The sequence below is a fragment of the Lentzea sp. NPDC051838 genome (assembly GCF_040681245.1).
Classification (GTDB): Bacteria; Actinomycetota; Actinomycetes; order Mycobacteriales; family Pseudonocardiaceae; genus Lentzea.
Window position 1 is genome coordinate 448,881 of the sequence record NZ_JBFAYI010000004.1, and the last position, 13,677, is coordinate 462,557.

The 13,677-nt window shown below is 69.4% G+C and carries 13 protein-coding genes; 5 read left to right on the top strand and 8 right to left on the bottom strand.

All coding sequences use genetic code 11. The features are described 5' to 3' along the window. Positions 1–20: 20 nt before the first annotated feature. The 3 genes from AB0M24_RS13255 to AB0M24_RS13265 are packed head-to-tail and all read right to left on the bottom strand — an operon-like array spanning position 21 to position 2,161. The gene (locus tag AB0M24_RS13255; RefSeq protein WP_363765477.1) at positions 21–494 is read right to left on the bottom strand and encodes a GNAT family N-acetyltransferase; all 474 of its coding nucleotides are present in this window, start codon (positions 492–494) and stop codon (positions 21–23) included. After that, positions 491–1,342 (bottom strand): NAD(+)/NADH kinase, encoded by an 852-nt coding sequence (locus AB0M24_RS13260; RefSeq protein ID WP_363765481.1) that lies wholly within the window; start codon positions 1,340–1,342, stop codon positions 491–493. The genes AB0M24_RS13255 and AB0M24_RS13260 overlap by 4 nt, the downstream gene beginning before the upstream one ends. A 21-nt stretch (positions 1,343–1,363) precedes the next feature. Further along, complete coding sequence (locus tag AB0M24_RS13265) at positions 1,364–2,161, bottom strand: MBL fold metallo-hydrolase (RefSeq protein WP_363765484.1); 798 nt, start codon at positions 2,159–2,161, stop codon at positions 1,364–1,366. Positions 2,162–2,306: 145 nt separating this feature from the next. On the opposite strand from AB0M24_RS13265, the gene AB0M24_RS13270 reads away from it, so the two are divergent. The 4 genes from AB0M24_RS13270 to AB0M24_RS13285 are packed head-to-tail and all read left to right on the top strand — an operon-like array spanning position 2,307 to position 6,019. Continuing rightward, complete coding sequence (locus tag AB0M24_RS13270; protein ID WP_363765487.1) at positions 2,307–2,924, top strand: M15 family metallopeptidase; 618 nt, start codon at positions 2,307–2,309, stop codon at positions 2,922–2,924. Further along, on the top strand, positions 2,909–4,021 hold the full coding sequence (gene alr, locus AB0M24_RS13275) for an alanine racemase (protein ID WP_363765490.1): 1,113 nt from the start codon (positions 2,909–2,911) through the stop codon (positions 4,019–4,021). Before AB0M24_RS13270 ends, alr begins: the two co-directional genes overlap by 16 nt. 55 nt (positions 4,022–4,076) lie before the next feature. Then, entirely contained in the window at positions 4,077–5,030 is a 954-nt protein-coding gene (locus tag AB0M24_RS13280) for a D-alanine--D-alanine ligase family protein (RefSeq protein WP_363765493.1), read from the top strand. After that, the gene (locus AB0M24_RS13285) at positions 5,027–6,019 is read left to right on the top strand and encodes an acyltransferase (protein ID WP_363765496.1); all 993 of its coding nucleotides are present in this window, start codon (positions 5,027–5,029) and stop codon (positions 6,017–6,019) included. The genes AB0M24_RS13280 and AB0M24_RS13285 overlap by 4 nt, the downstream gene beginning before the upstream one ends. On the opposite strand, the gene AB0M24_RS13290 is transcribed toward AB0M24_RS13285, so the two are convergent. Continuing rightward, a complete protein-coding gene (locus tag AB0M24_RS13290) occupies positions 5,973–6,998 on the bottom strand; it encodes a cellulase family glycosylhydrolase (protein ID WP_363765499.1) in 1,026 nt (341 codons plus the stop codon). The two genes, AB0M24_RS13285 and AB0M24_RS13290, sit on opposite strands and share 47 nt — an antisense overlap. A gap of 92 nt (positions 6,999–7,090) precedes the next feature. On the opposite strand from AB0M24_RS13290, the gene AB0M24_RS13295 reads away from it, so the two are divergent. Continuing rightward, positions 7,091–7,489, top strand: coding sequence for a MerR family transcriptional regulator (locus AB0M24_RS13295; RefSeq protein ID WP_363765502.1), 399 nt, complete (start codon positions 7,091–7,093; stop codon positions 7,487–7,489). Here the strand turns inward: AB0M24_RS13295 and AB0M24_RS13300 are convergent. From AB0M24_RS13300 to AB0M24_RS13315, 4 genes are all read right to left on the bottom strand, one after another. Beyond that, a complete protein-coding gene (locus tag AB0M24_RS13300) occupies positions 7,461–7,898 on the bottom strand; it encodes a hypothetical protein (RefSeq protein WP_363765505.1) in 438 nt (145 codons plus the stop codon). The genes AB0M24_RS13295 and AB0M24_RS13300 overlap by 29 nt on opposite strands. Positions 7,899–8,020: 122 nt before the next feature. Beyond that, positions 8,021–11,497 carry a helix-turn-helix domain-containing protein gene (locus tag AB0M24_RS13305; RefSeq protein WP_363765507.1) on the bottom strand — a complete coding sequence of 1,159 codons (3,477 nt, stop codon included), beginning with the start codon at positions 11,495–11,497 and terminating at the stop codon, positions 8,021–8,023. A 10-nt stretch (positions 11,498–11,507) separates the two neighbouring features. Continuing rightward, positions 11,508–12,617, bottom strand: a complete 1,110-nt coding sequence (locus AB0M24_RS13310; protein ID WP_363765511.1) for an ArgE/DapE family deacylase — start codon at positions 12,615–12,617, stop codon at positions 11,508–11,510. Next, positions 12,614–13,633, bottom strand: a complete 1,020-nt coding sequence (locus tag AB0M24_RS13315; RefSeq protein WP_363765514.1) for a pyridoxal-phosphate dependent enzyme — start codon at positions 13,631–13,633, stop codon at positions 12,614–12,616. Before AB0M24_RS13315 ends, AB0M24_RS13310 begins: the two co-directional genes overlap by 4 nt. Positions 13,634–13,677 lie beyond the last annotated feature (44 nt).

A 13,677-nucleotide genomic window follows, 5' to 3' on the forward strand; every position in this document is an offset into this window, starting at 1 on the left:
CCTAGGTCGAGATGTCCTCTTCAGCCAGAGTGCCGATAAGCGACAGTTGGCCAGATCGATCCCTTGATCTCCCGGTCCGCGTCGCGTGCGGGATCGCGGACGAACCCGGCGCGCTCGGCGACCTTGCGCGAACCGATGTTGTCGCGGTGCGCCCACAACCTCAGCTCGGTGACGTCGTGGTGAGCGAAGATCCACGCCACGAACGACGTGAGTGCCTTGGTGGCCAACCCTTTCCCGCGCGCGGGCGCCGCGACCAGATAGGACACGTGACCGATGCCGTCCTCGACGTCGACCGCCACGTTGCCGCAGCGCTCACCGGCGTCCTCGATGCAGAACGACGTGGCGGACGGGTGGTCCCGCCGGGCTTCGATCGCCTGAGCGACCTGGTCGGCGGTGAGCGTGGGCGGATCGGCGGTGTAGCGCTGGACTTCGGCGTCCTTGGTGGCCTCGGCGTACCAGGCCGCGTCGTCGACGGTCCACTCGCGAAGGATCACGTCAGCTCCGCCGAGTCCGTGAGCTGCAGCTTGCGGCGGGCCCGCTGGTAGAACGTCGTCATCCCGAGCCGCACCACCCGCGCGGCGCCGGGCCTGGCGCGCAACGACACCCGCTCGCCCGGCTGGACGTAGCCCGCCACGATGCCGTCGACCTCGACCGCGAGCCTGCCGCTCGACGGCAGCAGGTCGAGCTCCACCTCGTCGTGCACCGACAGCACCACGCCGCGGCTGTACGCGGAGTGCGGTGCGGCGGGCGTGACCAGCAAAGCCTCCACCGACGGGCTGGTGATCGGGCCACCGGCGCTGAAGCTGTAGGCCGTCGAGCCGGTCGGGGTCGCGACGATGACCGCGTCCGCCGCGTAGCTGACGAACGGCTGACCGGCCACGCGGACGGCGACGCGGGCGCTGCCGTCGCCCGGCACGCGGACCACGGCGATGTCGTTGAACGCAGTCACCTTGCCGCCACTGAACTCCGCGTCCACCGCCAGCCGGGGTTCGACGGTGAAGTCGTGGGCGTCGATCGCGCTCAGGGCCGCGGGCAGGTCCGGCACGTCGACCTCCGCGAGGAAGCCGAGTTTGCCCAGGTTGACGCCCAGCACCGGGGCGTGCTCGCCGTCGGCCATGCGCATGGCGCGCAGCATCGTGCCGTCGCCGCCGAGGCTCACGAGCAGGTCGGCGCGGCGGCCCAGCTCCTCCGCGGAGACCGGGGTGGCCTCGCAGCGGAGTCGCTGGATCTCGTCTTTGATGCCGAGGATCTCGACACCGCGGTTGGTCGCCCAGCCGAGCACGGCGGCGACGGCGTCGGCGGAGTCGCGTTGCGGGTGCAGCACCAGGCCGGCGGCGTGCACGTCAGCACTTCCTCAAGAAGGTCACGACGCCAGTCTGCCGAATTCCCACGGGTCGTGTGCGCTGAAGAGGGTGACCTCGCCGGTGTGCTGCTGGGCGAGGATCCGCAACCGGGCCTGGGTGTTGACGCGTTCGCCGTGGTCGACCTCGGAACGGGTCTGCACGATGTCGAGCACCGGGTGCGGTTCGGGGTCGGCGTCCAGTTCGCGGTGGTAGTAGTAGGCGTCACCGCAGTGCAGGAGCCAACGGGTGCCGTCGTGCACCGCGACGCCTGTGTGGCCGGCGGTGTGGCCACCCATCGGGACGAGCTTGAACTCCTCGGGGAGACCGACGGGCTGGATCGCCTCGAAGCCGAACCACGCCTCTCCTGTGGACTCGTAGGTGCGCCACTGTGGACCGTGCGCCCAATGCGCTGGGCGGTAGCGGAAGCTCGGCGCCTCAGCCACCGCGGCCCTCAGTTCCGCATCCAGTACGTGGACCGTGGCGTGAGGGAAATCCGGCAGGCCGCCGCAGTGGTCGACGTCGAGGTGCGTGACGAGGACGTGCCGCACGTCGGAAACCGAATAGCCGAGCCGTTCCACCTGGCGCAGAGCGGTTTCGGACTCGTCCAGCACTGGCTGGGCCATGTCGACCCAGGCCGCGCCGAGAGTGTCGGACGGGTGGCGGACGTCGTCGAGGCCGAGTCCTGTTTCGACCAGCACGAGTCCACTTCGGGCGGTCTCGATCAGCAGGCAGTGGTTCACGGCCGCGGCGGACGGCAGACCTTCGTAGGTGGGGTCGATCTGGCGCACGGAACCGCAGTTCAGGTGGTGGATCTTCATGCCGGCCAGCGTGCGACTTGAAGCGCGGTTCAAGTCAAGCCCTCGGCCGAACGGCTGATGTTCGCGCTCTCGAACCGGCCGTTCGGCGTGCGGGGGTGACCTTCAGGAGGAGTCCGGGAACGCGGCGCGTTCCTAGGTTGGCCTCATGACCATCCTGCTGGCTGATCCGGTCGTGCGCGCCGTGCGCGTGCTCGACAACGAAGATCCGTTGGTACCACTGATATTCGCGCCTGACGTGCTGGTCAGGCAAGGGCTGGCGCTCAGGCTCGTCGACGCGCGCAACGCGCTTCCGTCCGGTGTGGACCTGCGGGTGGTCGAGGGGCACCGCAGCATCGCCGACCAGAACGCGATCATCGAGCGGTACACCGACGAGCTGCGCGAGCTCCACCCGTCGGCCGACGAGGTCGAGCTGAACCGCCTCTCGAGCCGGTTCGTGGCGCCGCTGGCCGTCGCGCCGCACGTCGCGGGGGCGGCGGTGGACCTCACGCTGGTCGACGACTGGGGCGACGAGCTGTGGATGGGCACGAAGATCGACGCGACGCCCGAGCAGAGCGGCGGCGCGTGCTTCTTCAGCGCCGAGGTCGACGAGGAGGCGCGGCGCAACCGGACGATCCTGGCTGACGCGCTGAGCGGCGCCGGACTGGTGAACTACCCGACCGAGTGGTGGCACTGGTCGTACGGCGACCGGTACTGGGCCCTGATGACCGGCGCCGACCACGCCCTCTACGGACCGGTGGAGGTGCCTGCGTGGGCGCGCTCGTGACGAGCATCCGCCACGCCTCGGCCGAGCCGCGGCTGTCGGTCGATCCCAGTGCGGTCGCCGCCAACACCCGGCGGTTCGTGGAGCTGGCTCGCGGCGAGGTCATGGCCGTGGTCAAGGCGGACGGGTTCGGGCACGGCCTCGGAGACGTCGCGCGCACGGCCGTCGCGTCGGGTGCGACGTGGGTCGGTGTCACGTCGCTGGCCGAGGCGGTCGCGGCGCGGGAGTCCGGTGTGGACGTTCCGATCCTCAGCTGGCTCAACCCGGTCGACGTCGACGTGCACGCGGCGGCGCGGTACGGGATCGACCTGACCGTGCCGAGCCTGCACCACCTCGCGGTGATCGAACAGGCCGCCGTTCCGGTTCGCGTGCACCTGCAGCTGGACACCGGCATGGCCCGCGACGGCGCCGCGCCGGCCACGTGGCTGGCGCTGATGTCCGCGGCCCGGCGTGCGGAACTGGCCGGGAAGGTCTCGGTCGTCGGAGTGATGGGACATCTGCCGTGTGCGGACACACCGGGTGCCAACGGTCCGGGCCGGCGGGCGCTCGTCCAGGGCGTGGAAATGGCTCGCCAGGCCGGACTGCGGCCGGCGGTGAGGCATTTGGCCGCGACGAGCGCGGCGCTGACGGACCCCGGCAGCCATCTGGACATGATCCGGATCGGCGCCGGTCTGGTGGGGATCGACCCGTCCGGCACCACCCGGCTGCGTTCCGCGTTGCGGTTCACCGCGCCGGTGGTCCAGGTTCGCCGGGTCGACGCGGGAACTGGTGTGGGGTACGGCCATTCGCACGTGACTGAGCGCGCGACCACGTTGGCGCTGCTGCCGGTCGGGTACGCGGACGGGGTGCCGCGCGCGGCTTCCGGCCGCGCGGAGGTGTTCTTGAACGGACGTCGCAGGCCGGTCGTCGGGGTGATCTCGATGGACCAGGCCGTGGTCGACGTGGGGGACGACCCGGTGACGCCGGGTGACGAGGCTGTGGTGTTCGGACCGGGGGACGAGGGCGAGCCGACGGTGGGGGACTGGGCTGCCTGGGCGGGAACCATCCCGCACGAGATCGTGACCGGCATTGGGGCGAGGGTGCGGAGGGCAGTGGGTTGAGGGGCGTTCGGGGCGCTGTGACCGGCATTGGGGCGAGGGTGCGGAGGATTGTGCGTTGAGGACCATCAGGGTCGCCGTGATCGGTGGCGGGCAGAACTGCGAGCACGACGTGTCGGTCGCGTCGGCGGCGTCGGTGCGGTCCGCGCTCGACCCGGCGAAGTACGAGGCCGTGTCGCTCACGATCGGGCGTGACGGCCGGTGGCACGGGACGGACGGCCAGGTGCTCGACACGCTGGCGGCCGGCAGTCTCGCGGCCGCTCTGGACGTGATCGCGAGCTGCGACGTCGTGTTGCCGCTGGTCCACGGGCCGCTGGGCGAGGACGGCACGTTGGCCGGACTGTGCGAGCTCGCCGGTGTGCCCTATGTGGGTTCGCCGTTGCGGGCCGGTGCGTTGGCGATGGACAAGTGGGCCACCAAGCTGGTCGCGGAAGCGGTCGGAGTGCGCACCGCTCGGGCGCGGCTGGTCACCGACGCGTCCACTGTGGACTTCACCGGCCCCGTCGTGGTGAAGCCGGTGGCGGCGGGGTCGAGCTTCGGCGTGCAGCTCGTCGAACGCGAGGAGGATCTCGAACCCGCTGTCCGGCAGGCGTTGGAGCTCGACGACCGGGTGCTGGTCGAGGAGGTGCTGACCGGCCGGGAGATCGACATCGCGGTGCTCGACGACCCGGACGAGGGCCGCCGGACCGGACCGCCGCTGGAGATCCAGGTGCCGGGCTTGTTCGACACGACCGTGAAGTACGACGGCAGCGCGAAGTTCGTCATCCCGGCGCCGTTGGACGACACGGAGCTGAAGGGTCTCGAAGACGCGGCACTGCGGGTCTACGAAGCCCTGGGGTGTCGTGGGCTGGCGCGGGTCGACTTCTTCCTGACTGCCGATGGCCTGGTGCTCAACGAGGTCAACACCATGCCGGGCATGACCGCGGAGTCGCAGGTGCCCAAGATGTTCGCGACGGTGGGACTGTCCTATTCGGACCTTCTCGACAAGCTGGTGCGGGGAGCGATGCGGTGAAGCGCATCGCCGGACTGGACGTGCTGCGCGGCATCGCCATTCTGCTGGTGATGCTGCGCCACGCGTTCCCCGACGTGTTTCCCGGCGCCGGTGTGGTCGGCGTGGTCGTGTTCTTCACGTTGAGCGGCTACCTGATCACCGGTGTGCTGAGCCGGGAGCTGCAGGCCAGGGGACGGGTCGACTTCAAGCGGTTCTACCTGCGCCGGGTACGACGGTTGTTGCCCGCGTTGCTGGCGTTGACGGTGATCTTCGCCGTGGTCACGCTCGTGTTCGACCCGTTGGGGGAGCGGGACAAGCTGCTCAGGACGGCGCTCGTGCTGGTGACGTTCACGGGCAACCTGCCGATCGGCGGAGTCAGCCCGGCGGCGTTCCACAGCTGGACGCTCGCCACCGAGGAGCAGTTCTACCTGCTGTGGCCCGCTTTGCTGGCCTTCGCGTGGGTGCGTGGCAGGACGGGTGCGGCGCTGGCCGTCACCGCACTGGCGGCGCTCGCGGCGTGCACGGCGACGTTGATCTGGTTGTGGCCGAACGCCGACAACGCCTACGCGCTGCCGACGTCGTGGTTCGTGTGCTTCGTGATCGGTGCGGCGACCAGGCTGAAGCTGACGAGCGCGCCTCGGTGGACTGTGCCGGTCGCGTTGACGGGTCTGGCCGTGCTGTCGGTGGTCCCGTTGCGCGGACATCCGTTGACCTACCTGGTCGCGGGCCCTGCGATCGCGGGCTGCACGGCGGTGCTGCTGCTGGTCTGGTCGAAGTGGGAGCAGGTGGCGACACCGGTGCGTCCGCTGGTGGCGCTGGGCGTGCTCTCCTACGGCGCCTACCTGTGGAACTACCCGCTGACGCTGTGGCTGCGCCCGGAGCTGGGCGCCGCCGCCGGACCGATCGCGGCGGTGCTCACGGTCGTGGCGGCGGCGCTCAGCTGGCGTTACGTGGAGGAACCGGTCATGCGGCGAGGTAGCCGTTCACCAAGTTCCGCCAGTTCTTCTTGAGCTTCCAGCCGCCCGGCGCGCTCGGGTCGAGGTAGTAGATGCCGTGCGTGCACGGGTTGGTGCCGTTGAGCCGGTAGGTCCACCACGCCCAGCCGATGCTGTTCTTCTTGAAGGCGTCGAGAACCTGGTCAGCCTTCCCCAAGGCTTCCGTGTCGTCGTTGCAGCCCTCGATGCCGACCTGGTTGATCCACACCGGCACGTTGTGGTCCTGGCGGAACTTGGTGATCGTGCCGATCCGGTTCAGCGGGTTCTCGAAGATGAAGTAGTTGCAGGTGTAGATGACCTTCGTGTCGATCGTGGTGTAGGCGCCCTCGAGACTGCTGCAGGCGTAGTTGTTGTTGGGCCCCACCACGACCGGCGTGCGGCGGTCGATCTCGCGGATCGCCAGGGTCATCTCGTCGTAGAACTGCCTCACCTTGGCGTCGCTCTGCCCGACCGGCTTCGGCTCGGGCAGGATCTCGAACGCGCCCATGTAGGGCATGGTCTTGTACTTCTTGACGAGGAACTGCCAGACCTCTTTGAACTGCTGCTTCATCACGGGGTTGGTCCAGAAGTTGTCGGGCCTGCCGCCCGCGCCCTGGCCGTAGTCCGAGTCGACGAACAGCGTGATCCACAAGCCCGCCGCGCTCGCCTGCTCGATGGTGCGCGTGAGCTCGTCGAGATGCCCTTGCTTGATGTGGCTGGCGTTGTCCGGGTTCTCGTCGCGGCTGTCGACGTCGTCCTTCCACTCACCCCACCAGCGCAACGGGATCCGCACCGAGTTGGCGCCCGCCGCCACGTGGGCGCCGGGGTCCTGCGGCTGGAGCGTCCCCCAATGGCCCCAGTTGTACCCCCGCAGCACGATCGGGTTTCCGTTCGGGTCGACGACGTTCGCGCCCGATACGGAGAGACGTGCCGGTAGGGCCGCCGACGCCGGGACGCCGCTCGCCAGCAGCGTGGCGGCGATCGACAGACCTAAGACCACCCGTCTCAGTTTCATGCTCTACCCCTCTCAAGGAAACGTTCGGGGCGGTACGTTGCCGGACCCGCAACCGGGCGGGGTTCGGGATTTGTTCGAGGATTGTCAAGATCGTGATTAGCCTGGTCGGCGTGCTGGACATCGCCGAAGTCGCTGAGAAAACGGGCCTCGCGCCCTCAGCTCTGCGGTTCTACGAGAAGAAGGGGCTGCTCACGCCGAGCGGCCGCAACGGCCTGCGCCGCACCTACGACCCCGAGGTGCTGGAACGGCTGGAGCTGATCAACTGCGCGCGGCGGGCCGGCTTCTCGATCGCGGAGATCAGCGGGTTCCTGGTCGCGACGCCGGGCGACACCGCGTTGCGCGCGAAGATGGCGGAGAAGGTCGCCGTGCTGAACGAGGACATCGCGCGGTTGGTGCGCATGCGCGACAGCCTCGACCACGCCTCGACGTGCACGCACGAGCCGTTGGTGGAGTGCCCGGACTTCAAGCGGAAGCTGTCCACAGGTCCTTGAGCAGCTGCCCGATCGTGTCGGCGTCGACCTCCGTGGTGCGCACGACCCGTTCGGCGGCGGGGTAGCTGAACCCCTCGCGGCTGCCCCCGTTCACCATCGGCGAGAGCGACAGCCGGCCGTCGTCGAGATCGACCGCGACGAGTTCGGCGCCCTTGACGAAGGTCGCCCACGACTTCACCCCCGCGAGGGCGAGCACCGGCGTGATCGGCATCGGCTCGGTGCGGAAGTTCGGCGTCGGGACGTCGTGCGCGGTCGCGTCCAGTGCGGCGAGAACGAGCGCACCGACGTCGGGTGAGTCCTGCGGGACCTTGGCGAACGGCGGCCACGAGATCCAGAAGCCGTCCGCCGTCCTGGCCTGGGGGACGACGAAGAGGTCGCCGCGCCTGGCGTAGACCTGACAGCTCTTCACCCGGCGTGACCCTACCGATGTTCAAGATTTGTTGTTCAACGCGCTGACCTCGAACGTGACCAATCCCCGGCGGCTAGACAGGTCGGCATGAGATGCGAAGAGGTGGGTCTGCCCAGGTCGTCCTAGGGGCACACGGGGGTGAAGCCGACGTCGGGGAGGTGGCGGTCCCAGTCCTGGACCGTCAGCGGCGGGGAGGCCGTGGCGCACACGCGGTGGGTGGCGTGTGCGGCATCGGTCTCCCACCGCCGGACCGTGCGGTCGCCGCCCGCGCTGAGCAGCGTTCCGTCGGGGGAGAACGCCAGCGCGTAGACCCGTTCGGTGTGGCCGGACAGGGTGGCGAGCGGGCCGTCGAGGCGCCACAGCCGCACGTCGTGGTCGGCACTCGCGCTCGCGAGCGTTCTGCCGTCGGGGGAGAACGCGACCGCGTGCACGGTGTCGGTGTGGCCGGTGAGCTCGGTGGGGGTGCCGGTGGGGAGGTGCCAGACGCGGACGGTGAAGTCGGTGCCTCCGGCGGCGAGGTTCGTGCCGTCCGGGCTGAACGCCACCGACTTCACCGCGTGGCCCTGGTTCGAGAGGTGCGTGACGACGCTGCGGCTCGCGACGTCCCAGATCCGGACGCTGAAGTCGCTCGATCCGCTGGCGAGGAGGCGGCTGTCGGGGCTGAAGGCGAGTGACTCGACCGAGTCGGCGTGGCCGTGGAGGGTGGCCAGCGACGTGCCGGTCCGCGCGTCCCACACGACGATGGTGCGGTCGGTGCTGCCGGTCGCGAGGAGCGTGCCGTCGGGGCTGACGGCCAGGGTGTTGACCGCGTCGGTGTGGCCTTCGAGAGCCGGGATAGGTGTCCCGTCGATCGTCCAGCGGTGGACGCGGTGGTCGGCGCCGGCGGCGAACAGCGTCTTGCCGTCCGGCGAGAACCGGACGGTGTTCACGGCGTCCTGAGGGCCGGTGAGGACGGCTTTCAGGCGGCCGTCCTGCCAGAGTTTGACCGTGCGGTCGTAGCTGCCCGTTGCCGTCAACGCGCCGTTGGTCGCCACTGAGTACACCGAGTCGCTGTGGGCCTGGACGAGGTCGCCGGGCAGCTCCCAGAGCCTTGCCGTGTTGTCGTCGCTCGCGGTGGCCAGGGCGGTGCCGACGAACGCCGCGCCGACGACCGCGGCGGTGTGGCCGGACAGCACGAGCGGGTCGCCCTGGTCCCAGACGCGGACGGTGCGGTCGACGCTGGTGCTGGCCAGGCGGCCGTCCGGGCTGAACGCCAGGCCGCGCACGACGTCGGTGTGGCCGGCCAGGATCCGCGGTTCGCCGCCGCCGGTGGGCCAGAGCTGGATTGCTTTGTCGCTGCTCGCGGCGATCTTGCGGCCGTCCGGGCTGAACGCGACGGCGTGCACAGGGCCTTTGCCGGGCAGGTCGCGGTAGGTGCCGTCGAGGTGCCACACGCGGGTGTTGCCGTCCCACGCACCGGCGACGAGCAGCGGTTCGGTCGGGCTGAACGCGATCGAGATGACCTTGTCGGAGTGGGCGAACTCGGCGATGCGGCGTGGTTCACGTGGGTTGGTGAGGTCCCACAGCCGCACGGTCTTGTCGGTGCTCGCGGTGGCGAGGATCTTGCCGCTGAACGCCACGGCGTTGACCTGGTCGGCGTGGTTGATCACCGCGATGGCGTGGCCGCTGGTGGTGTCCCAGAGACGGGCCGTGCGGTCCCATCCGGCCGTGGCGAGCATCGTGCCGTCAGGGTTGAACGCGACGTGCGTGATGTTGTCGGTGTGGGTGGTGAGGGTGAACGTCTCGCGCGGGTGGTGCGGGTCGGAGACGTCGACCAGTTGGACGCGCCGGTCCTTGCCGGAGGTGGCGAGCAGCTTGCGTTGCGGTGAGTACGCGACGGCGTTGACGTGGTCGTGGTGGTGGGCCAGGCGTGTCGCGTAGGAGGGCGTGAACGAGCTGAGGAGCGCGCTACGGGCGTCTGTTGTGGGCGAGAGTTTGTAGGCGGCGAGCGCGAGTTGGGCGGCCATCGCGGGGTCGGTGGCGCGGAGGCGTTTGACGTCCTGGGCGACCTTCTGCGAGAGGGCGGTGTTGCGCTGGTTGGTCGCCTCGGAACTGGCCCGAAGTGCGGCGATGCTGACCGCGGTGGTCGCGAGGAGGAGCACGCCGAGCAGAGCGACGAACACCTGGAGTCTTCGGCGGCTCCGGCGATTCGACGCGAGCTCGGCGGACTCCGCGGTGAGGCTCGCGGTCAGGAAAGCGCGTTCGCGGGTGCTCAGCGGGTGCGGCGGGTCGGTGAGCCACGAGCGGAACGACGCGAGCCGGGCGCCGCGCAGGAGTGAGCCGGCGTCGCGGTCGAGCGACTCCCAGACGGCGGCGGACTCGACCAGGTCGCGGTGGGCGCGCAGGCCGTCGCGGTCGGCCGCCAGCCACTCCTTCAGCCGCGGCCAGCAGCGGATCAACGCCTCGTGGGTGATCTCGATCCGGTCCTGGTCGACCGTGACGAGCCGGTGCGTGGTCAGGGCTTCGAGGACGAGTGCGGCTTCCGGTTCGTCGATCTCGGTGCGGTGGATGCGGCGTTTGGTGTCCTCGGTGTTGTCGCCGACCGCGGTGAGCCGGATGAACAGCTCGCGCACGACCTCTTGTTGTTGGTGGGTCAGGTTGGCGTAGACGGACTCGGCCGTGCGGGTCAGCGCGCCCTCGAACCCTCCGGCGGCGCGGAAGCCTTGCAGCGTCAGGGTGTTGCCCTTGCGCCGGTGCCAGGTCTCCAGCAGGGCGTGCGAGAGCAACGGCAGCGCGCCCGCGTGCTCGGCGCAGTGCGCGACGAGTTCGGACACCAGCGCGGTCTCGACGGCGTGTCCGGTTGTACGCGCGGGCTGGATGATGGCGGCTCTCAGCTCGTCGGTGGTCATGGGGCCGACGGTGAGCTGTGCGGTGCCCATGGCGTTGACCAGGGCGGGGAAGTCCGTGCAGTGGCCGTAGAAGTCCGCTCGCACGCCCAGCACCACTTTGTGCGCGGTGATCCTTTCCACGAACCGCCTCCGGGCCTCGCGGTCCTGGCAGAGCGTGAAGATCTCCTCGAACTGGTCGACGACGAGCACCGCGTCGGTGGCGTCCGGGACTTCGTCGAGGGGTTTGAGAAGGACCGCGCGGTCACCGAGCCGTGCCAGGAGGCCAGCCCTGAGCAGCGACGACTTGCCGGCACCCGAAGCCCCGACGACGAGGACGACGCGGTGCTTCTCGACCAGGTTCTCGAGCTGGGTGATCAGCTTCGCGCGGCCGAAGAACCGATCGGCGTCGTCCTGCTGGAACGCGGCGAGGCCCACGTACGGCGACGCCGCGTCGGGTTCTGGCTGCGGTTCGTCGGCGGCCGTGTCGTACCAGCGGCGTTCCCACTCCTCCTCCGAGCCGCCGCACGCGCGCACGTAGGCGAGCGTGACTTGCAGCGTCGGCAGCTTGCGCCCGGCGGCGGCCTGCGACAGCGCCGCCTCCGAGTAGTGCGTGACGGAGCTCAGCTCGCGGTAGGTGGGCCTGCCCGCCTTCTCCCGCAACGATCTGAGCTCGCGCGCGAACGTGAGCACCGCTGAGTCGCCCGCGTCGAGCGGACGTTCCTTGCGTGGCATTGTCCCGAATCTAGCGGCAGAACTCGGTGATCGTGTTCGTGAGGATCTCGGTGAGGCGGTCGAGCGAGGCCAGGTCGACGTACTCGGTGGCGGCGTGGGCTCCGGCGCCGTCGACGCCGAACAGCAGACAGGGGATGCCGGCCTGGTCGAGCAGGGCGCAGTCGGTCCAGAACGGTTCCGCGCGGATGATCGGCGGTACACCCAAGTTGGCGATGAGCGTGCGGACGATGTCGGCGTTCTGATCGGCCTCGAATGGTTCCCTGGCAAGGGTTCTGGTGAGCGTCGCCGTGAAGTCCGGGACGGTGTCGGTGAGGAGGTCGAGGATCTCGGTCAGTTCAGCTTCGACCAGGTCAGGGGTTTCGCCGGGCACTGTGCGGCGTTCGATCGTGATCCTGCAGCTCGACGGGTAGGTGGAGGCTTCCTCGCCGCCGCTGATCAGCGACGCGTGGATGGTGCCCCTGCCGAGCATCGGATGTTCGGTCTTCGGGCTCAGTTGGTCCAGTGCCACCAGGAAGTGGCCGGCCTTCGCGATGGCGTCGACGCCGAGCTCCGGTCGTGAACCGTGGGCGGCCTTGCCTTCGACGTCGAGTTCGAACCACACGAAACCTTTGTGCGCCAAGGTGACTTCGAGGTGGCTGGGTTCGGTGACGATGGCGGCGTCGGCGGTGAACCTGGTCAGGACCTCTTCGGTGCCTGTGCTGCCATGTTCTTCGTCGGCCACGCACGCGACGATGACATCGCCTTTGAGCGGGCGTTCGGTGGCTCTGGCGGCGGCGACCATCATCGCCGCGATGCCGCCCTTCATGTCGAACGTGCCGCGGCCGTACATCTTGCCGTCGTTGACTTCCGGCTTGAGCGGGTCGCCGTCGTAGCTCGCGAGGCCGACGGTGTCGAGGTGGCCGTTGAGCATCAGCGACCTGCCGCCGCCGGTGCCCTTCTTGACGGCGACGATCGAAGGTCTGCCTTCGCGTTGCTCCAGGCGGTGGACCTCGAAGTCGTTGCGCTTGAACCATTCGGTGCAGAAGTCGGCGATCTGCGTCTCACCGTTGCCGCCGGGGACGAGGTCCGGGTTGACCGAGTCGATGGCGATGAGGTCGGCGAGGAGGTCACGAGGGGTCATCGAGGTCCTTCGGTGCTGATGAGGACGACCGTGCCGAGCGGGCCGAGGTCGTCGCGGAGGACGCGGAGTCCGGCGAGCGGTGCGGCACCGCACGGTCCTGAGTGGACGTTGTTGGCGCGCAGGTCCTCGACCGCTTTGGCGCATTCGGCGTCGGAGATGGCTACGGCTGCGCTCAGGCCGTTGCGGAGAAAGGGCCAGGCGGTGGTGGACGGGGTGCCGCAGTTGAGTCCGGTCATGATCGTGTCGCCGGTGGGGATGGTCTTTCGTTCGCCCGCTCGGAGGCTTTCGAGGACGCAGGCCGCCGTGTCGGGTTCGACCGCCACGAGCCTGGTTTTCGTGTCGTGACCGCGGTAGTGGGTGATCACGGCCTGGGCGAACGAACCCACGCCGACCGGGATGACGACGAGATCGGGGTGGTCGCCGAGCTGCTCGTCGATCTCCGCGCACAGCGTGCCGTAGCCGTCGACGATCCAGGCCGGGATCTCCTCGTAGCCGGGAAGACCCATGTCCTGGACGAGGATTCCGTCGGCCTTTCGGGCCATCTCCACTGCGTCGTCGTAGGTGCCGTTGACGACGGTGACCTCGGCTTGCTCGGCCCTGATCGCGTCGACGGCTTGGTCGGGAACGTTGTGCGGCACGAAGATGTGGGCCTTCTGGCCGGCCGTTCGCGCTGCTCTGGCGACCGCTCTGCCGTGGTTGCCGTCGGTGGCCGCGGTGAGGGTGACCTGTCCGATGTGGTCTTTCAGGACCCGGTGAACGGCCCAGGACGCGCCGAGAGCCTTGAAAGCGGGCAGGCCGAGCCGGGAGGATTCGTCCTTGACGAACAACCGGCCGACTCCGAGCTCCTTCGCGAGCCCGGGCACTTCGGTCAGCGGTGTGGGCGCGTAGTCAGGCAGGCTCGCGTGGAAGTCCCGCACGTCGGTGGGCGCGGGCGGGCACCTCCAGGCGTGGGCGTCCGGGTGCGAGAACTTCATGAACACCAGCGTGCGGTGGCGCCGATCGTCGGTCCAGCGCATGTTTTCGATCTGTATCGGTGAGAAAATCCGACGAGTCGTCCTGG